Raw genomic sequence first — 26,994 nt, 5'->3', positions numbered from 1 at the left:
CAAGATATCCCTTTTAATTTTTTGTTTCAACGCCTATCCTTCCGCCAAGAAAGATAGTGTGCTGGCTAAATTAAAAATGGAAATATCAAAAAAGAAGCAATACGACCAGCACAAAATTTTAAGGATTCAAAAACTCAGGTCTGAGATCACCAGCAGGCCCAACACCATATTCGATACCTATTTGAAACTCTTTGAAGAATATGAATACAATAAGTTCGATTCTGCCTATTTCTATGGAAAGAAAATGCTTGATCTCAGTTATAAAGAGCATGACGTAATAAAGCAGAATGAAAGCAAAGTTAAACTGGCCTCTTTGCTGCTACATGCAGGTATGTTTAAAGAAACTTTTGATTACCTCAAGGAAATAAATCCGATACTGCTTGATAGGCAATATAAATACGAATATTATGCATTAAAATCCGGTGCTTATTCCAATCTGGCCATCTACAATAGTGATGAAAATTTTACCAAAACCTATAACGCTAAAGCCGTAAGCTACCTGGATTCTGCCATTGTGTTTTGCGAGCCAAAATCTTTCGATTTGCTTTTTACCTTAGGCAACAGGCAGGTAGTAGCTGGAGAAACAAACGGCCCGCCAAAGTATTTTCTCGAACTTTTAAAACATTATAAACTGACCGAACATAACCGTGCAAGGTTATTAACAGGATTGGCAGCTTTTTACCAGCAGGATGATCAGAATGACCAAAGAATCTGGTTGCTTGCCGAATCAGCAATCAGCGATATCAGGTCTTCCACAAAAGAAACGCTAGCAACATTACTCCTGGCTGAGGATCTGTTTAAACACGGCGATGTTGATAATGCTTATCTTTTTATCCAGCAATCAAGAGATGATGCCGGATTTTACGGAAACCGCCTGCGTAAACTTAAAATCGAATCTGTGCTGCCTGATATTGCGGCCCAGGTCAATATCGCCACCCAGCGGGAAAAGAATAAATTCCTGACCTATTTCCTTTCCATCTCGCTTGTCACTGCGGTGATTTCGCTCGTTTCATTTATGATATTTATCCAGTTTAGAAAACTTAAGATCCAGGATGAGGTAATTAAAGCAAAAAATATAGAATTAAACCAGGTTAATGATCAGCTTTTAATTACCAATGATAAATTGAGGGAGTTTGCCACGGTGAATGAAAAGTACATCGGCTATTTTTTCGCTGTAATTTCGGGATACATTTTAAAGTTGGACCGGCTAAAAAAAAATGTGGAACGCAAAATTCTTGCAAAACGGTTTGGGGAAATTCTGCCCGGCTTAAAAGACATTGATATTAAACAGGAGCGCGCAATCCTTTTCAATACGTTTGATCGGGTATTTATGAGTATCTTCCCTAATTTTGTAACCGTTTTCAACTCCCTGTTAAAGCAGGAAGATCAGATATGGCCTAAAGCACCTGAACTGCTAAATACTGACCTCCGGATCTTCGCCCTGATCAGGCTTGGAATTATTGATAATCAAGCCATTGCAACCATTTTGGAATATTCGGTTAATACCATTTATGTTTACAAAATGCGTATAAAGGCCAAAGCACTCGTTCCCGGCGATGAATTTGATAAAATTATTATGATGGTAAAAGCAGTGTAACCGGGCAATCTAAATTATAGTTATATCGTTCAAGACTTTCAATAGCTATACTGCAATAACAAACTATACACTTTTACTACCTGCGCACTATTATTGTTCAATATTAAGGATGGTTTTCGCTGCGGCAATCATATCCGCATTTCCTGTGTTTTTATCCGGATTGTCCGAGAGTTTAACCACGTGCATCCATTTGCCGTTTTCCTGCCTGGTTTGGGTCATTTTAATCACAATGTTCATCGCTTCCAACCCTACATCGTTGCTCAGGTTGGTGCCAATACCGAAAGAAAAGCCGATTTTCCCACGGCAATGATCAGTAATTCGGGCAACTTTTTCGTAATCAAGTCCATCAGAAAAAATGATGATTTTCGTTAACGGATCAATGCCTAGCTGGTTATAGTGCGCAATTATTTTATCTGCAAATTCAATGGGTTTGCCGCTGTCCTGGCGCACCCCATCAAAAAGTTTCGAAAACATTTTATCAAACTGTGAGAGAAAAACATCCGTTGTATAAGTATCTGACAGTGCTATACCCAAATCGCCACGGAAAACATCCACCCAGTGTTGTAAAGAAGTGGCATTTGCCTGCGGAAAACCATATACAGCCGCATGGTACATAAACCATTCGTGGGCATGGGTGCCTATAGGTTTGGTTTGGTGGAGCATGGCAAAATGGACATTGCTTGTGCCTACAAAGGTTTTTCTCCCTTCGCGGTTGAAAGTATCAATTACCAGTTTCTGTACATGGTAACTGTGGCGGCGGCGTGTGCCAAACTCGGCAATATTTACCCCAAGGGATTGAAACCGTTTTGCCTTTACCACCGTTTGGTCAATCAGCATCTCATCTGATATCCGCTTTCCGTCTGTCATTTCATAATAAAGTTCGCAGATCAAGGCCATAATCGGTACTTCCCAAAGGATGCTGCGGTACCAATGCCCCTCAATATGGAGATCAATGTCTGTTCCATTCTGTACGATATTCACCTCATTTGGATCGTAACGATAGCCCGCCAAAAAATCCAGGTAAAGCGGATCAAGGTAAGGGCAGTTTATCTTAAGAAAATTCTTCTCTTCATTGGTGAGCCGCAGTTTCGCCATTTCACTTATCCTTTCCTGCAGAGCACTGCCAAAACCCTCGGGAAAACGGTGTTTTCCACGGTTGATAAAACTATAGCGGGCCATTGCCGATGGAAAAAGACGTACCACCGCCTGCTGCATGGTAAACTTATAAAAATCATTGTCCAATATGGATGGGGCTGACTGAAGAAGATGCGTAATCATTTTTGTAGTAATTGGCTATGTTTAACAGGTCTTATTCTTTTAAGTTTGAAGCTATTGTATAGCTGGCTACATTCAGGTAGACGCCCCAATCTATATTTTCATTCTAAATAGCAGATGTTTCAGATATAAATAATCGTTGCTATAATTGTACAAGATATAAATTTGGATCTAAAAGATGACTGAGTAAGTTTTAGTTATTATTTTTAAATCTGCGATATACTTAAAAAAGTACCGAAAGCGACAGGACCCTTGAAACTTACACTTAGTTAGATGACGAGATAAAGTTTTACTTGTTGTTTGCAGGATTCAGCATACCTGAAAATCGATTAGAATGCGGTAATTCCTGTAGCTGCAACCGGGCCTGCAAAAAGCTTGTCTGCCAATTTTCATTGCTCGAACCTATGCACGACGCGGGCATGAACAACGCCGGCAAAGTGCTGTATTTCAATGTAGGCAAGATCACGTCGTTCAGCACAACGCAGGTATCGCTATCTTTGTAAGAAGCTAGCAAGCGTTATGCCGAATACACTTGCCCTTAGAATTGCAACTGTAATTTTCATATTTTTATCTTTTCCATGACGTCTGGTTTAATTTTTTTTTATTTGAATGATGACCATGTATTTTAAGCCATCACAAAGGACGTCGGTATGAATAAATAATTAGCTAACAATTCACGGCTGTACTTAGACTGTTCACGGACACCAAATGATACGGTAGAATAAAACTGAATTTTTATATGATTATGGGCTGGATAGATGTAGGTATCAAAGTTGCCTATTAGTTGATAGTCAAAAAGTTTTAAGTTGTTTTGAATATGTTTTTTCTTTAACATTTGCCTATCTGTATTTGGCAGTTTCAAAATAGGGTAAGTGGTCAACCTCCTGTAAAAGGTATTTTTAAGGTGAATGCAACTGAACTGATTGCTAAGCGAACGGCATTCCATTCCGCAATATAGATTGCCTGATTACATTTTAATTCGAAACTTCAGAATGTCTTCAGATTTGATCAATAATTTTGCTACATAGAACCGATCGATCTGAAGTGGCTATTGTAGCTAAAGAGAAGCTAATATGCTGTGTAACCTTCATAGTGTGCATGAATGCCACACATTCACTATTCGGTCTTAAAATGGTTTGGTAACAAATAGACCAGTATCCGTATCGTTAACGTTTTACAATACTTAGGTTATGCATTTAAAAGTTTATTTTTAAGATTATGAAATTACTTTTTGTTGCCCTTTTGGGCCTATTTATTATTCCTGTATCGTGGATGGGAGATTTTAACGAAGCGCAAAAACAAGCTAAGGCTACGCATAAACAGATCCTGATTAATTTTTCAGGCTCGGACTGGTGTGGTCCTTGTATCCGCCTGCGCAAGGAGCTACTAGAATCAGAAAGCTTTGAACAGTATGCCGCTACAAATCTTTTACTTGTGAGGGCAGATTTCCCCAGACAGAAAAAAAACCAGCTTGCAAAAGAGCAGATTAAGCTTAACGAGTCATTAGCAGAGGTATACAATAAGGATGGGAAATTTCCGTATACAATCCTTGTTGATGAAAATGGGAAGGTACTTAAAACCTGGGATGGTTTTCCTGAGGAAAGCGCTGTTGCTTTTGTTTCTGAACTCGACAAACTAAAAAAATAACCTTTAAAGGATGGCTAAGCCTGTTTCTGTAAACCGAATATTGAAGCTCATGGGAAACCGGTTTGAGTTTACTGTAATCGCTGTGAACGAGCAGGAGGGAAATGCTGCGATTGATGCAGGTATTGAAGAAGTAAAGCGCATAGAACACCTGCTCACAACTTTCAGTAATCTTAGCCAAACCAGCCTTATAAACGAAAATGCCGGTTTGCGACCTGTACATGTTGATGATGAGGTGATTTGCCTTATTGAGCGTTCTATCAGGATATCAGAAATTACTGATGGTGCCTTCGATATAACTTATGGGTCGATAGATAAACGGCTCTGGAACTTTGATCCGAAAATGACAAGCTTGCCTGATGAGCAAACTGCATTGGCATCTGTTGGACTTATTGATTATCGGAATGTAATAGTAGATAAAGAACGCTCAACCGTGCTACTCAAAAATAAGGGCATGCGGATTGGCTTCGGTGGAATAGGAAAGGGCTATGCAGCCGATAAGGCGAAATCGGTTCTACAACAATTGGGGATTAAAAGTGGAATAGTAAATGCTGCCGGTGATCTGGTTACCTGGGGTACTCAAATTGGCGGCCGTCCATGGACAGTTGGTATTGCCGATCCCGGACAAACGGACAGACCTTTTTCTTCCTTAAAAATCAGTCAAATGGCGATTGCAACTTCAGGCAGTTATGAAAAATATGTAACCATTGGCGGGAAGCGCTATTCGCATACCATCGACCCGAAAACTGGTCTTCCGGTAAGTGGTGTTAAAAGTGTTAGCATCATTTGTCCGAGTGCAGAGCTGGCTGATGCACTTGCTACACCAATTTTGGTGATGGGCGTAAAAATTGGGATAGAGCTCATTAACCAGATCAAACAAGTGTCCTGTATCGTTATCGATGATTATGATCAGGTTTTTACCTCAAATAATATTAATGTGATAATATGAAAATTTACAGAACAATTTTCCTTTCGATGGTTACTGCTGTATCAATAATCAGCATGTTCAGTGCCTGTAGTAGCGTAAAACCTTATCAGAAAAACAGGATCAATGATGCCGATATGATCCTTTCAGCACGAAAGTCACAGAAATTTGAACAGAGTTTTCAGCTTTACAGGGAAGGTGCATCGGGTGCCAACGGTGGTAAGAGCGGTGGAGGTTGCGGCTGTAATTGATAATATTAAAAAATGAGAAAAATATATCTCCATGTGCTTTTTATGTATTTCGGCATATTGAGCACGTATGCACAAACCAGACCAGAAACTGCAAAAATAGACAGTAGCAAATACCAGTCGCGGAAACTGAAAATTGATGAAATCAACCTGGTTTCAGCCTATTATAATCAGAATGGTAATAATTCCGCAGTAACAGGCGGTATCGGTACTGAGAAGCTGAGCGATTTTGCCAACACTATTGATCTCCAGATGTCCGGGTTTAATAAAAGAGGTAAAAAAAATACTTTCCTTTTTGAACTTGGTGTTGATCATTACACTTCTGCCTCTTCAGATAAGATTGATCCGAGTACTATTTCATCTGCTTCTTCAGCTGATACCCGTATTTATCCGTCATTAAACTGGATCCATTCAAATGAAAAAACGGGAAATTCTTTTGGCTTTACAGGATCATATTCAACTGAGTTCGATTACCAATCAATGGGAGCTGCTTTTAATTTAACCCGCTTATCTAAAGATAAAAATACCCAGTTTGATTTCAAGCTTCAGGCCTTTTTTGATAAATGGACGGTAATTTTGCCCGTAGAGCTTCGGACGGGAAATACTGATAGGGGCTACGAACAGTATGATAAAGCTCCAAGGAATTCTTTCAGTGCGTCCTTCTCGCTGTCTCAGGTCATTAGCCAGAAATTTCAGGCGGCGCTAATTTTGGAGCCATCATATCAAAAAGGATTACTTGCTACCAAATACCAGCGAGATTATTTTAAAGATGGTTCCTTACGTTCGGAGACATTACCAGATAAGCGTTATAAGTTTCCCATCGGGTTGCGTATGAACTATTTCCTGGATGATCATTTCGTAATCCGTACTTTTTATCGCTACTATATAGATAATTGGGGTATCAGGGCCCACACAGCTGAGCTTGAAATTCCAGTCAAGATCAATTCTTTTTTTTCAATAAGTCCTTTCTACCGGTATAATAATCAGATGGGAACCAAATACTTTGCGCCCTTTGGTGAGCATTCGCCAGCAGAACAATATTTTACCAGCGATTATGACCTGTCTACATTGACTAGTGATTTTTACGGTGCAGGGATTCGGTTTTCTCCACCCAAAGGCGTTTTCGGCTGGCAGCGATTGAACATGCTGGAATTGAGATATGGTCACTACTCACGTTCAACTAGCCTGGTTTCTAACATTGTTTCATTGAACCTTAAGTTTAAGTAGGCTTTTATCTAAACTGTCCTTTTTCTAGTAGTGAAATTGTACTGAGTTGAATCTTATTAAGCGTTTCCTGAAGTTCCAGGGCTTTGTTCTTCTCATTGAGCAAAGCCTTCAACCGACCAACTTCCTCTGTCAGCTTGTTTTTTTCATGCAATTCAATCTTTGAGAAAATCTTACCGGTTTCATAGTAGCTGAAAAAATTGTAGTTCAGGATTTCACTGATACGCACCAGAGTGAGTATGTCGATAGTCGCGGTATTCAACAACTCTTGTGCTTTTGTTTTACTGACCTTAAGATCAACAGCAATATCTGAAACGGAAATATCTTTCTGTTTCATCTCCTTCCAAATCATTAACCCTATATGGACACTCATCTTTTTATTAAAGGTTTTAAGCATTGAAATTACCTAAATCATTAATAAAATCGCTGTGTTTCTGTTAATGATATTTGGTCTAAATATGCATATTAGGGATTGAAAAGAATTTTTTAATTTATGTGATGATAATAATTTTTGAAGGACTGATCAAGGAATTGCAGGGAGAAAAGCTCCACTTCCAAGGCAGCTGTTCGACATGCCCTAATTTGGAATATAAGGTTAGCGCAATAATTATTATTATTATTTAAGTCTTTAAGATCGAGTTTCTCATGGTTCTCAGTATCTCTTCGAAATAATCCCCAGACGTTGCAGGGACATATTTTTAGCATTCTTTTTGATGATCCTTTCAGCACTATGCAATAGCGATTTGCCGTCTTCTGCTTCGCTTAAATTTTTCGAGCGTTTACGATTAGCTCTTTATTTATATTAAGTTTACTTATTCTGATAAAAGGTTTTCCGGGATGTAGTTAACCGGCATCAAATCTTATTGGATTTGAATCACCATTTTTATGCCCAATCTCTGACTCCAATTGGTAATTGGGTTGATGTCCCAGTACATCCTCAATACAACTTTCGGGATTACTCTTGCCCCTTAATCATGTGTGAAACTCTTACATGGTTATTCGATTCTGCTCACAGAACTGCCGAATTTGCGTACAAAAGTGACATTATCGACCCATCTCCTATGTATTAAAAACAATTTCTATAAGATTTGTCTTTTATAAATGAAATTAGCTTGAGTAAGGTAAGGAATTAGTTATATAATGGTCATGATTTCCTTATCCAGAAAATCGGAAACTCTCAAATTGTACACTTGGGTGAACCCACTTATGGCGAGGTAAATGTTTTTTCTGCCAAAATCCATCTTGTAAATTTTTAGTAAAAACGATGGGATTCAAGACTATAGCCTTTGAAAGTGGGTTTTGTGATGTTGACCAAGTTAGTAGACTTCAATTAATAGATTTGGAGAGGCGAAACTAGTACTGCCTTATGCAAAACACACCAAAACCCAGCTGACCCCCGGTTCTGAGGCTTCCCAGGAAAACTCTTAGCATAGTAAACCCCTGACTGGTAGGCGCCAATCAAAGTTTGTTTCATGTGATCAGCATGGACAAGTCGCCCTGACTTACCTGGGCGTACTTCCGCCTGGAGCTTCGCTTAAAATGTCGGCCTTGGTTGGCAAGCTTTCATTTCGTTGTATGCAGGTTGCAATTTATTTGCTATGTTTTTCGTGCTTATACCATGCAGCTAGCCCGAGCTTTTTGATATGGCGAGTTTACCTTGTGGCTTTACCTGCCATTCCTTTTTATGTACTACCTAATTGGCGTGAATTTGGTGTGAACATTTCCGAGGTGAATTTTTTAACACTGGTAAACATGGATGCAAGGAATAAAAGCCTGGTAATAAAAACGCTTAGGTACGAATGACTATCGAATAAGTAAACAAATTGCCTTTTTTATAAAAAAATACACCGATAGTCAGTTATATGGATTAATGCTACCGTTCAGCTCCTGACGAACCTATAAATTATGACGTAAATCTGAAACACTTGTTTCAGATTTGAGTACCTTTGTAACGTCATGGCCAGAAATGTAGAATTTAATGAAGCAGCAGCGATCCAGAAAGCAATGGAAGTATTCTGGAAGAAAGGCTATAATGCCACATCGCTGCGCGACCTTACCGATGCCATGCAGATTAATAGCAGCAGCCTGTATAACACGATCGGAGACAAACAGCAACTATTTCTCCGTTGTGTTCAGCATTATACTGATATAAGGAAACAGGATTGGGACAAGCGCTTATCAAGTAAAAGATCGGCATTGTCCGTGTTAGTAGATTACATCCACGAGGCAGTTAATATCATTATTAACGGTGAAGACAGCTGCATGGCGGTTAAAAGTGCGTTTGAGGTAGCCACGAATGACGAACGCGTAAAGCAGATATTGGTAGCTGATGACCAGCGTTCCTACCAGTTTTTACATGATCTCATCAAAAAAGCGATGGATAAAGGCGAGATCTGCAATGATGAAGATCCGGCTCTACTGGCAGATTATTTCAACAGCACCTGGACAGGCTGGTATGAATCCTACATCCTGCATAAGGACCCGGTCAAGATCAAACGCATGGCTGAATACTTTATTAAACAATTAACTAAATAAATTTTTTTTAAACAATTCTGAAACATTTGTTTCAGAATATCAAGTAACATGAACATGGAATTGAAAAATCTCAAGGGAAAAAGAGCACTGGTTACCGGTGGAACAAAAGGTATTGGTAAAGCTATTGCCGACGGGTTAGCACAAGCAGGTGCTACTGTGATCGTGAGTGCCAGGACAAAGCCTGAGGCTACACCTCATCATTTTATTGCGGCAGACCTGACCGATGCTGACCAGGTAGCAGGGCTTGCCCAGGAAATAGCCAATACTTTTGGCGGAATAGATATTTTGATCAATAACGTAGGCGGGCTTACCACACCGGGCGGTGGTCATAGCGCATTAACCGATGCACACTGGCAACAGGAGTTGAATTTGAACCTGATCTCTGCTATCCGGCTTGACAGAATACTACTGCCGCAAATGATCGAACAAAAAAGCGGGGTGATCATTCATATTTCTTCAGTTGCGGGTAAACAGGCATTATGGAATTTGAACATGGCATATGCAGTGTCCAAGGCGGCGCTGAACAGCTATAGTAAAGCCCTGGCCACCGAACTGGCTGACAAAGGGGTCCGTGTACTTACCGTAGCTCCAGGCGCCACTAAAACGGAACCAATGATCAAGTTCTTGAATGACTACGCAATTTCAGCTGGTATTACGCCAGAAGAAGGAATGAAACAACTGATGGCACAGACCGGCGGTATTCCGATGGGTCGCATGGCCGAGCCTGAAGAGGTGGCTCAGCTTGTGCACTTTTTGGTGTCACCATCTGCTGCTTACCTCACAGGTACTATATACGCTATTGATGGCGGTTCTTTACCTGTGGTGGCTTAACATCCCATATGCCTCATCTTTAATATCTATAAAATATTAAACGTTACATAAAAAGGTCCGGTCATGTTGACCGGATCTTTTTATTATTTATGCTGGTTGGTCTATGCCCCAAAGGATACTGATATATCCGCTACAATTAAGTTCACATGCTACGATTAAATTTCCAGCTGAAGCGATCATGTTACAAAAGTCTAAATCATCTTAAGCGGTACCGGATGGACGGTTTCGAAATTAATTTTACCCGGAATTACATTGCTATAAAGTACAGATAGTTTAAAGAGCAATAAATATCAACGTCAAATTGTGTTATATAACCTCGTTTTGTGTGTTCGCCGATCCCCACTTTTGTTGCGAATCCGGAAGTACCAGCGTTGTTGAATGAACATTGAAAATAAGTATATGATAGACCCAATTTATTATAAGGACTCCAGCAGCCTGGCTAAGCTGATCCGTAACGGTATGAGCAAAGTATTTGTTATAACCATCTTTATGTGGGGTATGGAGAGGGATGTGTTTAAACAAGCACTTATCCGAGCTAACAGCATTAAAAAAAACAACCCTTAAATAAAAGTAAAGAGATTCTAGTATAAGTTCAGCGTACCTATCCTTGTACCGAATTTACACAACTTCTCTCACCAACGATTCTGACCGAGTGTTTTATTTTTTAAACTACTTATCCAGTGGAGCAGCATTATGATTTCCCGTTTTAACTTTGCCGGTTCACCATTATGTGTTCATAGACGGTACCCAAATAGGCATTATCCTGGCCTTTGTGGATTGAGGAGCTTCCTATAAAATGGATAGAGCTGCTCGGCAAGTATTATATGATCTTCTACGCTGGGATGACCACTGCAACCGTGCGGTTCCATTTCCGGAAAGAAAAACATACTGATGTGATCTGATTTAGGATATATGGAATCGATACGCTGCTTTATCCGTAAAAGTGAAGCTTCAAGTAACTTCCGCTGTGCACCTTTGACCATCGGGCTGCTTAAAAGGGCGATTTTTGCAGAAGGATACCGGGATTTAATGCATTTTATAAACTCTACATATTTAACTACGAAGGTATCTGCAACAAATGGCTTTCTTGGAGCCTTCCCATCTCCTGTGCTGAGGTCGTTGGTACCTAAAGCAATACTTACAATTTTTGGTGAATATTTTTTGAAATCCCATTTTAATTCTGTGTCGTTTTTAAAGTCTATCTTCTCATAAACCTGGGGCATTGATGGCCCTTCGCTGTTCCAGGTTCTGTATATGCCTATCCCGCTGACACTGCTCATGATATAGTTGACCGCCAGTCTTCTGGAAACCCGTGGTCCATAAGCCATATAGGCATTGTGCTGATCTTGATATTCTCCGCTTCCGCAGGGATATTCGGATGGGTCTGAAGCCGCACCACAGGTAATGCTATTCCCTATAAATTCGATGATAGGTGCCTTGCCGGCACTTACTGCCGAAATCTTTTCCGCTATAATCTTTTCAATGATGATAGGGCCGGTGTGCGCTTCAGTGGCTTTATATATCCAGACTATATGTTCCCCAGGTCCACCCGTTCTGATGACAATCGGAACTTTTGAATTTCCGTTTATACGGATACGTTTTTGATATTTTCCGTCTATTTCGTACTGAATGTAATTGTGTTCCCATTCCTCTTTCAAAGATGCATATATGGTACAGCTTTCACCTCTGAACTTATAACCGAAATGCACAGCAGAACTGATCATTTCCAGCTTTTTGCTACCGTTAATGAGTGATCTCCCTATCGGTTTAAGCTGAGCTGCCAGCAATGTGTCAATATTGGCGTGCCCCTTTTTAACCAGAAAAATGGATACAATTAAGAAAATAAGCATTTTAAGTTTCATACCGTTTTCAGTTTCTGCAATTATATACAAAAGTGAAAGTGATAATTGCATTCCGATAAAAAACTATCACCAAATGGAGGAAAAGTATGCGTAATATAGCTTAAAAAGAAATGATTATTGGTCAATCCCACACTATCTTTAAGCTGTCAACAACGAAATTTATTTAATGCCCAGATGGCGGTTTTTAGTTATGAGAAAAATTTATGCTTTTTTAGGTACATCGTTATTTTTATCGGTCTTATCCTTATCCGCCTTCTCGCAGGATCTCCATTACCAAAAATCAGAGAACGGAATAATTGTACAGCCAAAGGTTAATGGTCTGAATATTGGGAAAAGAATAAAAATTGAGGTCATATCCGATAAGATAATCCATACAGTAATATCGCCTGAAAATGAATTTTCAGCAGAGCCCAGCCTGATGGTTATTCCTGTTAAGTCCAATCCAGGCTGGACAGTCAGTGAAACTCCCACTTTTGTTGAAGTCAAAACCCGGTCGCTTTTAGTGAAAGTTGATATTACCTCCGGTCAGATCCAATATCAGGACCTTAACGGTAAAAATATACTCGAAGAAAAGCGGCAAACAAGCAGGGTGTTTAAGCCTGTTTCCAATGATGGAGAACAGAGTTACGAAATAGAACAGGTTTTTAATTCGCCGGATGATGAGGCTATTTACGGTTTAGGACAGCATCAGGATGATATGATGAACTATAAAGGTCAACAGGTTCTGTTACTTCAGAACAATACCGATGTAGCCATTCCCTTTTTGTTGAGCAATAAAAATTATGGCATTCTTTGGGATAATTATTCCATTACCAAAGTGGGGGATGTTAGAACTTATCAGCCCTTATCAAGCTTGTGTTTATTTTCCAAAGAAGGATCTCGTGGTTGGTTGACAGCAACTTATGCTGATAAGAAAACCGGAACGAAATCTTTTGAAAGGCCTGAGTCAGATATCGATTATTCCTTTTTAAGTGATTTGAAAAAATTTCCAGATAGTTTTAAGATGTCGGATGGAACTGTAAAATGGGAAGGCAAAATTTCATCTGGATATAGTGGCCTGCAACATTTTAATATTAAATATGCAGGATATATCAAAATTTGGATAAATGGTGAACTGCTTGTTGATAAATGGAGACAGGCCTGGAACCCTGGGTCGGCAGTTGTAGAAACCGAAATGCAGAAGGATAAAAAGTATGATGTTAAAATTGAATGGATTCCGGATGGTACAGAATCTTATCTTTCCATTAAATGCTTAACCCCGATACCGGAAGAAGATCAAAATCAATATGCCTTTTTATCCGAGTCGGGTAATGAAATTAATTATTATTTTATATCGGGCAGAAATGCGGATGAGGTCATCAGCGGTTATAGAACCCTGACGGGTAAAGCGGTCTTAATGCCAAAATGGGCGATGGGTTTTTGGCAGAGCAGGGAAAGATATAAATCCCAGGAGGAACTTTTGGGTGTTGTCAAAGAATTTAGGGACCGCAAAATCCCTATTGACAACATTGTGCTGGATTGGCAGTATTGGAAACCGGATAGTTGGGGTACCCATGAGTTTGATAAAAGCCGCTTTCCAGATCCTGAAAAAATGATTAAAGCCCTGCACGACACCTACCACACCCGCTTAATGATATCAGTCTGGCCAAAATTTTATACCGGCAATTCAAATTATGATCTGATGAACAAAAATGGGTATCTATATAAACGGAATATTGCCGATGGAAGAAAGGATTGGTTAGGCTATCAATCTACTTTTTACGATGCTTTTAACCCGGGAGCCCGTGAAATGTTCTGGAGTCTGATGAATAAAACATTGTACACAAAGGGCATCGATGCCTGGTGGATGGATGCCACCGAACCCGATATCCATTCTAATCTGCCGATCTGGGAGCGGAAACAGAACATGACACCCACTTATCTTGGGTCGGCTGCAAAATACTTCAATGCCTTTCCACTGCAGAATTCAAAAGGAGTTTATGAAGGTCAGCGGAAAGCAAATCCGGATGATAGGGTCTTTATTTTAACCAGGTCAGCTTATGGCGGTTTGCAAAGGTATGCGGCCGCAACATGGAGCGGTGATATTGCCTCCCGTTGGGAAGATATGAAGTCGCAGATTTCTGCCGGAATTAATTTTTCCTTATCTGGTCTCCCTTATTGGACTATGGATATTGGAGGCTTCTCAGTGGAACGCAGGTATGAAAATCCCAATCCGGCCGATCTGGCGGAATGGCGTGAGCTGAACACCAGATGGTACCAGTTCGGAGTATTCGTTCCCTTGTTTAGAGGGCATGGACAGTTCCCCTTCCGAGAGGTATATAATATTGCTCCAGCCGACCATCCTGCTTATAAAAGTATTTTATATTACAATAAACTGCGTTACCGGTTAATGCCCTACATCTATTCCCTTGCCGGGCAAACCTATCAAAAAGATTATACCATTATGAGAGGCTTGGTTATGGACTACGGTGTAGATCCGAAAATAAAAAACATCTCCGACCAGTTCATGTTTGGCCCTTCATTGCTTGTAAACCCTGTTTATAAATATGGCGCCACGGAAAGGAAAGTTTATTTGCCGGAAGGGACCGGGTGGTACGATTTATACACAGGAAATTATCTTAAAGGCGGTCAGACCATTACCGCTAAAGCTCCATACGGTCAAATACCAGTTTATGTAAAAGAAGGTGCCATTATTCCATATGGCCCCGAAATTCAGTACACCTCGGAAAAACCTGCCGATCCGGTCCAGGTATATCTTTATGCCGGTAGGGATGGAGCATTTACGCTTTACGAAGATGAGGGCACAAATTATAACTATGAGAAGGGTGCATTCTCCACCATAGACTTTCAGTATACCGAAAGTACTAAAACCCTTATGGTTAGAGACCGGAAAGGAGCCTTCAAAGGGATGCTGGAAGACAGGACCTTTAAGATCATTTTTATAACGGCTAAAAAGGCAAAGACCTTAAATCTTAATCAGGCTCCGGATAAAACAGTAAGTTATACCGGGAAAAAAATCGTGATTAAACTGTAGTTGTTTAATGATGGCATTTGTCCAGGTTTATGAAATCGGAATGGCAAACTATATTTCAAAATAATACGCGCTATCGTTTTCAACAGTTTAGCGGCAGTTTCTTCAACGCCTGTATTTTATCAAACTTCTCATGGTTCTTTTGAAACATTGACAGCAGTTAATGTTATCCGTATGTTTTGTTAACATGCTACCTGTTGCGGCTTACAAAGATGGTTAATTATTTTACCAGCCATGGTAAAAAAGTATAATATTAAGTTTAGGCAGTTATTTAATAAAAAATGTTGATTATGATGGTTTTAATTCTCTTTTATTTATCCAACAGTTCTTTTAAGATTATCTTATGTTAAAATAATATTATAAATGTAGTCTGCCATGATGTTAAATTTGAATTAGTAAACAAATAACTAAATATAAACATTATGAGTAAAACCTTACGAGCAGCTATGCTGTTTGTTGTGTTTCTGGCACCGCTGTTTCCGGCGCTAGCCCAGAGTACAGCAAATAGACAGATTACAGGAACTGTTTCAGATGAAAAAGGTGTAACCTTGCCAGGAGCAGGGGTATCTATCAAAAATTCTCAAACTGCTGTTTCCACGAATTCTGACGGAAAATATGTGATTACCGTGCCAATAGGTTCAGCAACCACACTGGTCTTTTCTTTTATTGGCCTTGCGAGGCAGGAAATTACAGTAGGAGAAAGGAATGTGATAAATGTTGTTCTGAAACCTGCATCAACAGATCTTTCCGACGTGGTTGTGATAGGGTATGGTAACCAGAAAAGGGGAGATGTGAACGGCGCGATTTCGTCTGTTAAGGCCGCGGATATTGAAAATGTACCCCAGGTGAGTATCGATCAGATGCTCCAGGGCAAGGCTTCAGGACTTACCATTACACAAAATTCCGGTGCGCCCGGGAGTTCAACCTCTGTACGGGTACGTGGGGTAACCTCTTTGAGCCTGTCCAATGAGCCTTTGTATGTAGTTGATGGTGTTCCCATATCAGGAGATGCAACCAATCAATCAACCAGTGGCAGAACGGTCGGTCTATCGGCCAACAACGGCGAATCGGCAGTAAGCCCGCTTTCTGCGATCAACCCAAGCGATATCGAATCGATCGATGTTTTAAAAGATGCATCTGCAACTGCAATTTATGGTAGCCGAGCATCCAATGGTGTGATTATTATTACCACAAAGCGCGGTAAAAATGGCTCAGCAAGGGTTACATATGATGGATACGGCGCCATTTCACAGCAAGGAAAGTTCCTCGATGTAATGAACCTTCAGCAATATGCTGTCTTACAGAACGCGTTGGCAGATGTTACCGGTGTACAGAGGAGAGCGGAATTTGCCGACCCTGCCCTTTTAGGTAAAGGAACAGATTGGCAAGATGAGATCTTCAGAAACGCGGTAATGCAAAATCACCAGTTGGGTATTTCCGGAGGAAAAGACGGTGTGGATTATTATTTTTCCGGAGGATATCTAAAACAGGACGGTACAATTTTAGGAAGTAATTATAAAAGGTATACTTTTCGCTCAAACATCAACAGTCAGGTCAAAACATGGTTAAAAGTCGGCATGTCCCTATCGGGAAGCCGCTCAAATGAAAATCAGGGCCTGTCAAATAATACTGGCGTTGTTTATAACGCTTTGTTAAGTGCCCCGGATCAGGCTGTCAGAAACCCTGATGGTTCTTTTGCAGGTCCTATCCCCAATTCAAACCAACAGGGAGGGCAGATTAATCCTGTTGCCCAATCTTTGGATATTACCAATGTTTTAAGCAGGAGCAATCTTAATGGAGCGCTTTATGGTGACATTAAATTTTTCAAAGACCTGACACTTAGATCTGAAGTGAACGGCGATTTTAATTATTCTGCAGCAAGGGTATTCGTCCCAACTTATCAATATGGTATTTATGGAAATGCAACCGCCAGATTGCAGGAATATAATTCGAACACTACTTATTGGGGATGGAAAGAGTATCTCACTTATGCACATACCTTCAATAAGAAGCATAACTTAACAGCATTGTTAGGCTATGAGGTCAACCAATCTTCCTGGGGCGGAACTGATGCCTCAATCCAGAAGTTTTTGAGCAATGATCTCCAGACGCTGGGCTTAGGGGACCTCAAGACTGCCATCATTGGGGAATATAAAGATAGCCAGGCGCTTGAGTCTTTTTTTGCCAGGGGTATCTATACTTATGATAATAAGTACAGCATTACCGCGACCGTCCGTTCAGATAAGTCCTCCAAATTTGTTCAGGGCAAGCAAACAGGTTATTTCCCTGCCTTTGCGGTTTCCTGGCGCCTTTCGGATGAACCATTCATGGCCGGCATAAAAGATGTCGCTGACAACATTAAATTTAGGATAGGTTATGGGGAGGTAGGTAATCAGAATCTTCCAAACTACCAATATGGATCAGCATTGAATCCTGTGGTTACCGGTTTAGGTACCGGCTTTGCCATAGATAAAGTTGCCAACCCGAACCTTACCTGGGAAAGCGCTGTGCAGACAAATATTGGTGTCGATTTTAGCCTGATCAAAGGAAGAATTGATGCCTCGTTCGATTACTTCAACAAAACATCCAAAGACTTTCTTTTTCAAAAGCCACTTCCGGCATATCTTGTTGGGCAAACAGCCGCTTATTCAGGTACCGGTGTGATCAGTCCACCATATATCAACGGAGGTAAAGTAAGTAATAAAGGTTTTGATTTTACTTTAAACAGTAAAAACTTAACTGGCAAATTCAAATGGAATACGACAGTAATATTCTCGAAATATAAAAATGAGGTTTTATCTTTAGCAGACGGTGTGCCGTTTATCGACGGGAAAATCAACGTAAGTTTCCTTCAGATGACCGTTACCAGAACAAAGGTAGGCGGATCGATTGGTGAGTTTTATGGTTATAGAGTGAAGGATATTTTCCGTACCGATGGACAGTTAAGGGCTGCTCCGGTTCAGTTCGGCCGGCCTATTGCCAATAACAGTGCTGGCACCTGGCTAGGGGATATTCAGTTCGAGGATCTAAATGGTGATGGTAAAATTGATGAGTCAGATCAAACTTCATTGGGAAACCCCAACCCAAAATTCACATATGGGATTACAAATAATTTCTCTTATAAATCTTTTGACCTTTCGATCTTTTTAAATGGTTCTTATGGAGCCAAAATTTTAAATGCATTAAACTATCAGTTATCAGGGTTGTCCGGCCTTTATCAAAATCAATTGGCCTCTGCAATAGATTTCTGGAGCCCGACCAATACGGGCTCAAATATTCCATCACCCAGAGGTGGGGATAACCCGAACTTGAAAAATTCAGACCGTTTTATAGAATCTGGTTCTTTCCTGCGTGTTCAAAATGTAAACCTGGCCTACAGCCTGCCATTAGAGTTGATCCGTAAAGCCAAGCTAAACAGGTTAAAGGTATTTGCAAGCGTACAGAACCTATATGTGTTTACAAAATATAAAGGTTTGGATCCTGAGGTTGGTAACCAGAATTATAATGTGTTTCTGACCAATGTAGATAGTGGCAGATACCCTATTCCACGCACATTTACTTTTGGAATCAACGCAGAATTTTAATTATAAGAAAGAAATATGAAAACATATATAAAATATCAGCTTACAATAGCTGTACTAATTATGGGTACGGTGAGCGGTTGTAAAAAGGAATTTTTCGACCGTCCCCCTCAAAGCTCCATTACACTGGATAATTTTTATAAAACTGCAGAGCAGGTAAGTTCAAGTACCAATGTACTTTACAGCGCAGCCTGGTTTGGCTGGGTGACCAAAGGAGGATGGGCCATTACAGAAATGGCCGGTGGAAACGGACGCTCATATTCTTCAGATGTAGCAAATTTTGGAAATTTTTCCGTGACTGATGGGAACACAGAACTTGCAAATGCTTACAATTCTTTATGGATTGTGGTTGCGCAATCTAATGCAATCATTAATAACCTGCCGGAAAAGGTTCCTGCATCTGTAGACAGGAAGGTAGTTAACCAGGCTTTGGGAGAAGCCCATCTTTTTAGAGCACTGGCTTATTTTCATTTGGTTAGGCTGCTGGGGAATGTACCAATCATAGAAAATACATTGGATTATGTTGAAAATTTCCAGGTTAATACCAATCCGGTACCGGATGTTTATAAATTTATCCTGAATGATCTTAAGTTTGCCGAAGCAAACCTTATTCCACAGATCCGAAGTGGCAATTCTATAGCGCAAGGCCGAGTTTCCAGTGGATCGGCATCCGCACTGCTTGCCAAGGTTTATCTTTACATGCAAGACTATACCAATGCACGCCTTGAGGCAGAAAAGGTGATCAACAGCGGGGAGTTCAAACTTTATGGCATTGATGTTCCTGGAAAAGAATTTAAAGACCTGTTCCTTACAGCTAACAATAACAACGAAGAATCTGTGATCGCACTGCAATGGGCGGGTGCAGGAGGTTATGGCAAAGGGAATCCATTACAGGCTTCCTGGGCAGCCAATACCTCAATTACCGGGACGGGTGACGGATATGGCGTTTTAGGGGTTACTTTTGATGCGCTGTATAGCTTTCAGCAGGATGACAAACGCTTCAAACCGACTATAATGGTTACAGGAGCTGTCTATCCAGAGATTAACCAGGCCACAGGAGGGTATACCCAGGCAGCCAATCAAGGTCAGGGAACAAGTGCTTTTGTTAAAAAATATGTGGTAGGTACGCCGGCAGACAATGGAGGTATCGGCTCAGCCCAGTCTTCGGCAAACAATACGTATATGATGCGCTACGCCGAGGTGTACCTGATTTTGGCCGAGGCCATAATGGGAACTTCAAAAAACAGCACAGATGCACAAGCGCTGGCGGCTATCAACAAAATAAGAAACCGTGCAGGTCTTGGTAATTTAACACAGATCCGACGGGGCTATTTTACTGCAAACAACACACCCGGCAAACCTGCTAACGCACCAGCCCAATATTACCGAGATGACATTTTGGAAGAACGCAGGCGCGAGCTGATGTTCGAATTTGACTATTGGTTTGATCTGGCCCGTTTAGATGGCTATAATGTTTCCAGCCATCCAAACGCGATTACAATCATCAATCAACAGGATCGTGGAGCTGGCGATAACAGCGTACCTTCCAATAGCTATGGAAATGGATATTATTCAATGACAAACAGCAAATTCCTGTTTCCATACCCGGCAACCGAGGTTGCATCAAACCCTAAATTATTACAGCCACCGGTACCTTATGTTTTTAAATAAAATAAACATGAAAAAGATAAATAAACAAACAAAATTTACTGTGTTCTTCGTGTTCGTTGCCATGGTATTGGGTTTTGCTTCCTGTAAGAAAACCGACGAGGGTGCCGGCGGCGCACCAAAAATTACAAGGGTAAGGCTGATCAGCAAAACCGATACCCTTAAAAACGTTGTGCACAGGATCAATCTGGATTCCAATTCCATCTATGACGAGACCAGGCAGGTAAAATTTGACTCTACGATCGTTGCCGGAAGGTTGAATAACCAATACGCTATCATCGGAGAGAATCTACTGACAACCCTTTCGGTTTCTTTTAATGGACTACAGGTTAACTACAATCCAGCATTATTGACAGATAACAGCATTATTGTTTCTATACCTGCCATAACACCTTATGGGGGCGGTCAAAGTAATAAACTGATCGTAACAACCAAGTTTGGCTCCGCAAGTTTTGATTTCCCCATTCTGCAGCCCCCGCCGACAATTACAACCTTCAGTCCGGTTGCTGCAGGTGCAGGAGAAACGGTGACCATAACCGGAACGGTATTCGAGGGAGTGACCAAAGTTACTTTTGATTCCATTCCTGCCCAGATTGTCGGAACACCGACCAAGACCCAGATTCAGGTGAAAGTACCGGCAGGAGTTGTCCAGTCACGTATTTTAGTCACTACCCCTGGAGGAACCACCCGTTCTGCCGGTTCATTTGGATTTAAAGCCCTGCTTTATGATGATCTTTTCGCAACAGGATGGGGCTCTTATTTGGGTTACAACAGTACGATAAACCTGGCGAGTACCACCCGTGTTAAGCGGGGCACCTCTGCTATTGCTACAACCTTTACGGATGCCTATGGCGCATTACAGATCGGGTACAATGGATCGACGATCGATGTTGCAAAATCTGGTCTGACTGCCATAAAGTTCTCCATATACGGCGGAACTGGAATAGTGGCCGGAAGCAGGGTTCAATTGGTTATCAATGGTAATTACGGCAATGCGGTGGCCATAACGTTGGTGCCCGGTGTTTACACCGATTTTACCATTCAGTTAAAAGATGTGGGCAATCCCTCGGTTATTACCGAATTTGTACTGCAAAGTTTAGGCAATGCAGTGCCGAGTACAATCTATGTCGATGACATAGGGTTTATTTAGTGAGTTAGAAATTTATTGCCCTGGTCTTAAGCAGATCAGGGCTTTTTTAACAAAAATGGTGAAAAAAATATACCTGCTGATTGCATCCATGTTTTTTATCGGTATGGCAACCGCGCAACAGTCTTTCGTTAAGCAAAAAGGGCATCAGTTTCTGATCGGCGAAAAACCATACTATTATATCGGTACCAATTATTGGTATGGTGGACTGCTTGCTTTGGAAAAAGATCCGGCAAGGGGTAAACTGAGACTGATCAAAGAACTTGATTTCTTAAAGTCAAAAGGTATAAATAACCTCCGTGTATTGGTCAGCTCAGAGGGGGAAGGGAAAATAAATGGCGTGGTTCGGGTCAAGCCTGCCTTACAGACTCAGCATAACGTTTTTGATACCGCGCTTATGAAAGGGCTGGATTTTTTATTAATGGAAATGGGGAGGCGGAAGATGTATGCCGTTTTATATCTGAGCAATAATTGGGAGTGGAGTGGTGGCTTTATGCAATATTTAAACTGGAACGGAAAAATTGATAATGACACCTTAAAAAGAAAATTGACCTGGGACGAACAGCGTGATTATACCAGTAAATTCTACTCATGTGATGCCTGCAAGGCCGATTATCAAAAGCAGGTTTATTTTGTCCTTCAACATAAAAATGCCTATACCGGCAAAAAATATATAAATGAACCCGCCATTATGGCCTGGGAACTGGCTAATGAACCCCGTCCGATGCGGCTTGAAGCGATCGGAGCTTATAAAGCCTGGATCACCAATTCTGCATCTTATATTAAATCCATGGATAAAAATCATTTGGTTACAATAGGCACAGAAGGTTTTATGGGTACAGAAGAGAACCTGGATTTATTTAAAGAAATCCATGCAGGTGTAAATATCGATTACTTAACAATCCACATTTGGCCAAAAAATTGGGGATGGTTTAAAGAAGCGCCAACAAAGGAGAGCTTGCAGGGAGTTATCCACAAAACCTCGGACTACGTTAATGTACATGAAGTGGTTGCAATTCAATTAAATAAACCTTTGGTAATTGAAGAGTTCGGTCTGCCCAGAGATGGTCATGCCTTTGATCCTTCAGCTGCCACAGGCCTGCGCGATGAATATTTTGGAAATATTTTCTCGATATGGGCAAAAAGCCGGGCTAAGGGCGGTGCAATTTCCGGCTGTAATTTTTGGTCTTTCGCAGGTCTATCAAAACCCATCGACGGACAGTTGTTCTGGAAAGATGGCGATGATTTTTCCGGAGACCCTCCTCAGGAAGAACAGGGATTGAATTCAGTTTTCAATTCTGATTTCTCGACCTGGAAAATTATAGGGAAATACTTAAAAAAATAGTCCGCTGTTCTTATTGAGCAAAAACATTTAGTTTATAAGATTAAAATGAAAAATTATTTTTTTGTCGTTGCGATCATCGCATCATTCATAGACTTAAAGGCGCAAAAAGTAGAATCAAACCAAAAAAAGGTTGAGGCTATTTTAGCTAAAATGACGCTCGAGGAGAAAGTTGGTCAGATGACCCAGATTACCCTAGGGGTGATCGGTACGCAGACAGACGGAGAGCTCAATACAGAAGCCTTAAAAAATGCTGTAATAAAGCATAAAGTCGGTTCAATCTTAAATGTAACCAACCATGCGCTAACCGTAGGTCAGTGGAGTCAGCTGCTCACAGAAATTGCAGATGAAGCTAAAAATACAAGATTACAGATACCAATATTATATGGTTTAGATGGAATCCATGGCCAGACCTATACATTGGAATCAACACTTTTTCCCCAAAATATTGGAATGGCGGCCACAAGGAATTTAGATCTTGCCAGAGCCGTAACCAAAGTGGCCGCAAAAGAATTAAGGGCAAGCGGTGTCAGGTGGAATTTCGCAACGGTTCTGGATTGTGGCAGACAGCCCCTATGGTCACGTTTTCCGGAAACCTACGGTGAAGATGTTTATATCGGCAAAACAATGGGCGCTGCGGTAGTTAAGGCTTACGAAGAAGACGGATTGAACAGCACAACAGCCGTGGCAAGTTGCATGAAGCACTTTTTAGGTTATTCAGCCTCAAGAAACGGTAAAGACAGAACACCGATTTATCTGCCGGAAATAGAACTGAGAGAGTATTATCTCCCCCAGTTCAGAGAAGCAGTAAAAGCCGGTGCATCATCGGTAATGATAAATTCAAGTATTATAAATGGAATGCCGGTTCATGCAAGTAAATATCTGCTTACCGATATCTTAAGAAAAGAACTTGGGTTTAATGGGGTTGCTGTAAGTGACTGGGAAGATATAAAACGTGTCTATGCATGGCATCATGTTGCAAGTACACCAAGGCAGGCAGTTGCGATGTGCGTAAATGCCGGGGTAGATATGAGCATGGTACCAAGTGATTTTACCTTTTATGATCTGTTGATCGAAGCGGTTCAAAAGAACGAAGTTCCGATGGTCCGTATTGATGAAGCTGTTAAAAGAATTCTGATACTCAAGATGAATTTGGGCCTGTTTGATCATCCATATCCTGAAGAAGGTGCAAAGGCGAATTTTGGAAGACCGGAATATCAGACGCTTGCTCTGGATGCTGCCCATGAAGCCATGACTTTATTGAAAAATCAAGATGATGTTCTGCCCTTATTAAAAAGTAAAAGATATTTGGTTGCCGGTCCGGGCGCTCAAAGTATCAGTGCATTAAATGGTTGCTGGAGTTATACCTGGCAGGGAAAAGAGGAGCAGTGGTATCCTAAGGACAGTAAAACCATTTTGCAGACCATAAAAGAAAAAGTCGGCGAAAAAAATGTTTTGACCACAACAGTTAAAGGTTTCGAAAGCACCGAAAATTTTGATGCAGATGCGCTGACCAGGTCCGCTAAGAATGCCGATGCTATAATTTTATGTCTGGGCGAAAATGCTTACGCGGAGAGCCCCGGGAATATAGCTGACTTAGCCTTGGATGAAAATCAGCAGGCGCTAGCCAGGGCCGCAATAGCAACTGAGAAACCGGTTATTCTTGTTTTGACAGAAGGTAGACCAAGGTTCATTACCAATCTTGAGCCTAAAATCAGTGGGATTTTAATGGCTTATTGGAGTGGTAGAAAGGCTGCAGAAGCGGTTGCTGATGTGCTTTTTGGTGATTACAACCCAAACGGTAAACTTCCCTTTAGCTATCCAAGAAGCAGTGGAGAAATTGTTTTATATGACAGAAAGCCGGCGGAGGACATTCGAGAGGTCTTTAATGATGATGTGCATACCGGCTATAATCCCTTATTCGCATTTGGTACGGGTTTAAGTTATACCAGCTTTAGCTATACCGATCTGAAGTTGAGCACTAAAAAATTAAGCGGCGATAACAGCTTGCAGGTATCTGTTTTAGTGAGCAATACAGGTAAAGTGGATGGTAAACAGACTATAGAGTTGTACACAAGAGATATGTACGCCAGTATCAGTCCTGATATGAAAAGATTAAGGGCCTTCCAGAAAATAAACTTGAAAGCCGGAGAAAGTAAAACAGTGCACTTCTCGATAAATAAGAACGATCTGGCCTTTGTAAATACAGCCTTAAAAACAGTCACCGAAGCCGGCGCTTTTAAAGTAATGATCGGTAATCTGAGTGATGAATTTCAATACAAAAAGCTATGAAAAAGTATGTCTGTTCTTCGTTGATCATTTTTCTTTTCAGTATCTGGCATGTTTCCGCGCAGAAGAATTTAATTAGCAATGGTGGCTTTGAAGATGGCTTAAATAGCTGGGGGGCTGGTAATGCCAAAGTTTCTACAGTAATCAGAAAATCTGGCGAAGCCAGTCTGGCATTGGTTGCTTATGTAAAGGGAAAATGGGAAGGGATTGACCAAAAAGTAAAACTGCCCAAAAACTCCAAAGCTATTTTAGTGTCCGGTTTTTATAAAATGGATGATGTAGAGCAGGGCGCAAATGCCTGGAATACAGCTGTAATCATTTTAGAATTTACAGATGGTGATAAAACGTTGGGTGAAGGAATCCCGTTGGTAGAAAAAACAGGAACAGAAGGGTGGTCTGCTTTTAAGAAAAACTTGCGGGTGCCGGATCTGGCAACAGGTTTTAGGATCATGATCGCACTGAGCGAGGCTTCGGGAACTTTTTTTGTCGATGACCTGAATGTAAAGTCGATTTCGGTTGAAGATCTTGAGAAAGAGACCCCAGTTTCAAAAGCAAATTAATCATGGGACTAAAAAAGATATTGTCAGCAATTACGGCGTGCTCCCTTGTACTGTTCGCGTGTAAGAAAAATGCAGAGATCGTTGAGCATCAAATTCCGGCCGTAACATCTATCCTACCGATTGGTACTGTGCCAAATGTTGCGAAAGTTAAAACCTGGTTGGTAGATAAAAATGCGACAGATGAAACAGCGTCCCTGTTTTATAACCTGAAGCAAAGCGCAAAAACCAATGTGCTTTTTGGGCATCAGGATGATACCAAAAGGGGGGTGACAAATGCAGCAACACAATGGGCAAATGAACAGCAGTTTTCTGGTGTTCCCACAACGCAGAGCGATGTAAAAACGCTTACCGGTTCCTATCCCGCGGTCTATGGATATGATTTTCTCCATATGACAAATTTTTCTGCCGGCAATTGGTTCGATTATGAAAAATCTATTGCGCGGACCTTGACTATCGAGGCCTATAACCGGGGCGGGATAAATACCTATAGCTGGCACTACGCCAACCCGGTTTCAAAAGGTAGCTTTTACTGGGCTGACTCTCCTGTTAGTGCAGTTGATCAGGTTTTGCCCGGTGGAACAGCCAACGAACCCTTTAAAGCTTCTTTGAAAATCGTTGCTGATTATGCTAAAACACTGATCGGTGCAGATGGTAAATTAGTTCCAATCATCTTTCGTCCTTTCCATGAAATGGATGGCAGCTGGTTCTGGTGGGGAAGTGGCCATTGTACACCTGCACAGTATATTGCCATATACCAATACACAGTTAAATATCTCCGGGATGATCTGGGCGTAAGGAATTTCCTTTACGCATGGTCACCGGATCGGAATTTTAATTCCCAATCGCAGTATCTTAGTTACTACCCGGGAGATGACTATGTAGATTTAATCGGTACTGATAATTATGAAGATATGAAAGCTAACGTTTCTCCAGCAATTGCTGCTTCCAAATTTAAAATCGTTTCTGATTATGCAAAAGCACATAATAAACTGGCTGCATTAACCGAGACCGGCCTCCAGAATTTAACCAGAAGCGATTGGTTTACCCAGCAGCTGCTAAAATCTTTAAAGAATCAAAATCTCGAATTTGCTTACGCCCTGCTTTGGGCCAATACCAAGGATGCCTATTGGACACCCTATGCAGGCCATCCTGCTGCTAGCGATTTTATGAATTTTAAAAATGACGGCTTTGTGCTTTTTGGAGACAGAATGCCTTCAGTATATCAGATTAAATAG

18 protein-coding genes are annotated in these 26,994 nt (G+C 41.0%); 15 read left to right on the top strand and 3 right to left on the bottom strand.

Going from position 1 to position 26,994, the window contains the following annotated elements; genetic code table 11:
* Positions 1 to 76: 76 nt before the first annotated feature.
* The gene (locus ASE74_RS16035) at positions 77 to 1,597 is read left to right on the top strand and encodes a DUF6377 domain-containing protein (protein WP_157255452.1); all 1,521 of its coding nucleotides are present in this window, start codon (positions 77 to 79) and stop codon (positions 1,595 to 1,597) included.
* Positions 1,598 to 1,687: 90 nt separating this feature from the next.
* On the opposite strand, the gene pncB is transcribed toward ASE74_RS16035, so the two are convergent.
* Entirely contained in the window at positions 1,688 to 2,875 is a 1,188-nt protein-coding gene (pncB, locus tag ASE74_RS16030; RefSeq protein ID WP_055911162.1) for a nicotinate phosphoribosyltransferase, read from the bottom strand.
* Positions 2,876 to 4,090: 1,215 nt separating this feature from the next.
* Between pncB and ASE74_RS16025 the strand changes: the two genes are divergently transcribed.
* The 4 genes from ASE74_RS16025 to ASE74_RS16010 are packed head-to-tail and all read left to right on the top strand — an operon-like array spanning position 4,091 to position 6,916.
* Positions 4,091 to 4,519: a thioredoxin family protein gene (locus tag ASE74_RS16025; protein ID WP_055911160.1), complete on the top strand. Its 429-nt coding sequence runs from the start codon at positions 4,091 to 4,093 to the stop codon at positions 4,517 to 4,519.
* Positions 4,520 to 4,568: 49 nt separating this feature from the next.
* A complete protein-coding gene (locus ASE74_RS16020; protein ID WP_235526125.1) occupies positions 4,569 to 5,465 on the top strand; it encodes an FAD:protein FMN transferase in 897 nt (298 codons plus the stop codon).
* Positions 5,462 to 5,692 (top strand): DUF4266 domain-containing protein, encoded by a 231-nt coding sequence (locus ASE74_RS16015; RefSeq protein ID WP_055911156.1) that lies wholly within the window; start codon positions 5,462 to 5,464, stop codon positions 5,690 to 5,692. The genes ASE74_RS16020 and ASE74_RS16015 overlap by 4 nt, the downstream gene beginning before the upstream one ends.
* Positions 5,693 to 5,704: 12 nt before the next feature.
* The gene (locus ASE74_RS16010) at positions 5,705 to 6,916 is read left to right on the top strand and encodes a DUF3570 domain-containing protein (protein ID WP_055911154.1); all 1,212 of its coding nucleotides are present in this window, start codon (positions 5,705 to 5,707) and stop codon (positions 6,914 to 6,916) included.
* Positions 6,917 to 6,920: 4 nt separating this feature from the next.
* Here ASE74_RS16010 and ASE74_RS16005 read toward each other — a convergent pair whose 3' ends face one another.
* Complete coding sequence (locus ASE74_RS16005; protein WP_235526124.1) at positions 6,921 to 7,286, bottom strand: helix-turn-helix domain-containing protein; 366 nt, start codon at positions 7,284 to 7,286, stop codon at positions 6,921 to 6,923.
* 1,583 nt (positions 7,287 to 8,869) lie between these two features.
* On the opposite strand from ASE74_RS16005, the gene ASE74_RS15995 reads away from it, so the two are divergent.
* Both ASE74_RS15995 and ASE74_RS15990 read left to right on the top strand, forming a co-directional pair.
* The gene (locus ASE74_RS15995; RefSeq protein ID WP_055911148.1) at positions 8,870 to 9,448 is read left to right on the top strand and encodes a TetR/AcrR family transcriptional regulator; all 579 of its coding nucleotides are present in this window, start codon (positions 8,870 to 8,872) and stop codon (positions 9,446 to 9,448) included.
* A gap of 54 nt (positions 9,449 to 9,502) precedes the next feature.
* A complete protein-coding gene (locus ASE74_RS15990; RefSeq protein ID WP_235526123.1) occupies positions 9,503 to 10,279 on the top strand; it encodes an SDR family oxidoreductase in 777 nt (258 codons plus the stop codon).
* Between the two features lie 758 nt (positions 10,280 to 11,037).
* Here the strand turns inward: ASE74_RS15990 and ASE74_RS15980 are convergent.
* Positions 11,038 to 12,192 carry an SGNH/GDSL hydrolase family protein gene (locus tag ASE74_RS15980; protein WP_055911142.1) on the bottom strand — a complete coding sequence of 385 codons (1,155 nt, stop codon included), beginning with the start codon at positions 12,190 to 12,192 and terminating at the stop codon, positions 11,038 to 11,040.
* A gap of 139 nt (positions 12,193 to 12,331) precedes the next feature.
* Between ASE74_RS15980 and ASE74_RS15975 the strand changes: the two genes are divergently transcribed.
* From ASE74_RS15975 to ASE74_RS15940, 8 genes are all read left to right on the top strand, one after another.
* A complete protein-coding gene (locus ASE74_RS15975; RefSeq protein WP_055911140.1) occupies positions 12,332 to 15,175 on the top strand; it encodes a TIM-barrel domain-containing protein in 2,844 nt (947 codons plus the stop codon).
* 419 nt (positions 15,176 to 15,594) lie between these two features.
* Positions 15,595 to 18,756 (top strand): TonB-dependent receptor, encoded by a 3,162-nt coding sequence (locus ASE74_RS15970; RefSeq protein WP_055911138.1) that lies wholly within the window; start codon positions 15,595 to 15,597, stop codon positions 18,754 to 18,756.
* A 15-nt stretch (positions 18,757 to 18,771) separates the two neighbouring features.
* Positions 18,772 to 20,424: a RagB/SusD family nutrient uptake outer membrane protein gene (locus ASE74_RS15965; RefSeq protein ID WP_055911136.1), complete on the top strand. Its 1,653-nt coding sequence runs from the start codon at positions 18,772 to 18,774 to the stop codon at positions 20,422 to 20,424.
* A gap of 7 nt (positions 20,425 to 20,431) precedes the next feature.
* The gene (locus tag ASE74_RS15960; protein WP_162235819.1) at positions 20,432 to 21,571 is read left to right on the top strand and encodes an IPT/TIG domain-containing protein; all 1,140 of its coding nucleotides are present in this window, start codon (positions 20,432 to 20,434) and stop codon (positions 21,569 to 21,571) included.
* Positions 21,572 to 21,626: 55 nt separating this feature from the next.
* Positions 21,627 to 22,913 (top strand): cellulase family glycosylhydrolase, encoded by a 1,287-nt coding sequence (locus ASE74_RS15955; protein ID WP_055911131.1) that lies wholly within the window; start codon positions 21,627 to 21,629, stop codon positions 22,911 to 22,913.
* A gap of 45 nt (positions 22,914 to 22,958) precedes the next feature.
* Positions 22,959 to 25,202 (top strand): glycoside hydrolase family 3 N-terminal domain-containing protein, encoded by a 2,244-nt coding sequence (locus ASE74_RS15950; RefSeq protein ID WP_082458807.1) that lies wholly within the window; start codon positions 22,959 to 22,961, stop codon positions 25,200 to 25,202.
* Positions 25,199 to 25,759 carry a hypothetical protein gene (locus tag ASE74_RS15945; RefSeq protein WP_055911128.1) on the top strand — a complete coding sequence of 187 codons (561 nt, stop codon included), beginning with the start codon at positions 25,199 to 25,201 and terminating at the stop codon, positions 25,757 to 25,759. Before ASE74_RS15950 ends, ASE74_RS15945 begins: the two co-directional genes overlap by 4 nt.
* 2 nt (positions 25,760 to 25,761) lie before the next feature.
* Positions 25,762 to 26,994 carry a glycoside hydrolase family 26 protein gene (locus ASE74_RS15940; protein ID WP_055911126.1) on the top strand — a complete coding sequence of 411 codons (1,233 nt, stop codon included), beginning with the start codon at positions 25,762 to 25,764 and terminating at the stop codon, positions 26,992 to 26,994.

It is taken from the genome of Pedobacter sp. Leaf216 (assembly GCF_001421515.1).
GTDB lineage: Bacteria > Bacteroidota > Bacteroidia > Sphingobacteriales > Sphingobacteriaceae > Pedobacter.
Note: the sequence above shows the minus strand (reverse complement) of the source record. Positions and strands in the feature narration are given on the sequence as shown.

Excerpts from the sequence above, each read along its gene's own strand:
- ASE74_RS16035 (WP_157255452.1), top strand. The coding sequence starts at position 77 with ATGGAAATATCAAAAAAGAAGCAATACGACCAGCACAAAATTTTAAGG.
- pncB (WP_055911162.1), bottom strand. The coding sequence starts at position 2,875 with ATGATTACGCATCTTCTTCAGTCAGCCCCATCCATATTGGACAATGAT.
- ASE74_RS16025 (WP_055911160.1), top strand. The coding sequence starts at position 4,091 with ATGAAATTACTTTTTGTTGCCCTTTTGGGCCTATTTATTATTCCTGTA.
- ASE74_RS16020 (WP_235526125.1), top strand. The coding sequence starts at position 4,569 with ATGGGAAACCGGTTTGAGTTTACTGTAATCGCTGTGAACGAGCAGGAG.
- ASE74_RS16015 (WP_055911156.1), top strand. The coding sequence starts at position 5,462 with ATGAAAATTTACAGAACAATTTTCCTTTCGATGGTTACTGCTGTATCA.
- ASE74_RS16010 (WP_055911154.1), top strand. The coding sequence starts at position 5,705 with ATGAGAAAAATATATCTCCATGTGCTTTTTATGTATTTCGGCATATTG.
- ASE74_RS16005 (WP_235526124.1), bottom strand. The coding sequence starts at position 7,286 with ATGAGTGTCCATATAGGGTTAATGATTTGGAAGGAGATGAAACAGAAA.
- ASE74_RS15995 (WP_055911148.1), top strand. The coding sequence starts at position 8,870 with ATGGCCAGAAATGTAGAATTTAATGAAGCAGCAGCGATCCAGAAAGCA.
- ASE74_RS15990 (WP_235526123.1), top strand. The coding sequence starts at position 9,503 with ATGGAATTGAAAAATCTCAAGGGAAAAAGAGCACTGGTTACCGGTGGA.
- ASE74_RS15980 (WP_055911142.1), bottom strand. The coding sequence starts at position 12,192 with ATGCAATTATCACTTTCACTTTTGTATATAATTGCAGAAACTGAAAAC.
- ASE74_RS15975 (WP_055911140.1), top strand. The coding sequence starts at position 12,332 with ATGAGAAAAATTTATGCTTTTTTAGGTACATCGTTATTTTTATCGGTC.
- ASE74_RS15970 (WP_055911138.1), top strand. The coding sequence starts at position 15,595 with ATGAGTAAAACCTTACGAGCAGCTATGCTGTTTGTTGTGTTTCTGGCA.
- ASE74_RS15965 (WP_055911136.1), top strand. The coding sequence starts at position 18,772 with ATGAAAACATATATAAAATATCAGCTTACAATAGCTGTACTAATTATG.
- ASE74_RS15960 (WP_162235819.1), top strand. The coding sequence starts at position 20,432 with ATGAAAAAGATAAATAAACAAACAAAATTTACTGTGTTCTTCGTGTTC.
- ASE74_RS15955 (WP_055911131.1), top strand. The coding sequence starts at position 21,627 with ATGGTGAAAAAAATATACCTGCTGATTGCATCCATGTTTTTTATCGGT.
- ASE74_RS15950 (WP_082458807.1), top strand. The coding sequence starts at position 22,959 with ATGAAAAATTATTTTTTTGTCGTTGCGATCATCGCATCATTCATAGAC.
- ASE74_RS15945 (WP_055911128.1), top strand. The coding sequence starts at position 25,199 with ATGAAAAAGTATGTCTGTTCTTCGTTGATCATTTTTCTTTTCAGTATC.
- ASE74_RS15940 (WP_055911126.1), top strand. The coding sequence starts at position 25,762 with ATGGGACTAAAAAAGATATTGTCAGCAATTACGGCGTGCTCCCTTGTA.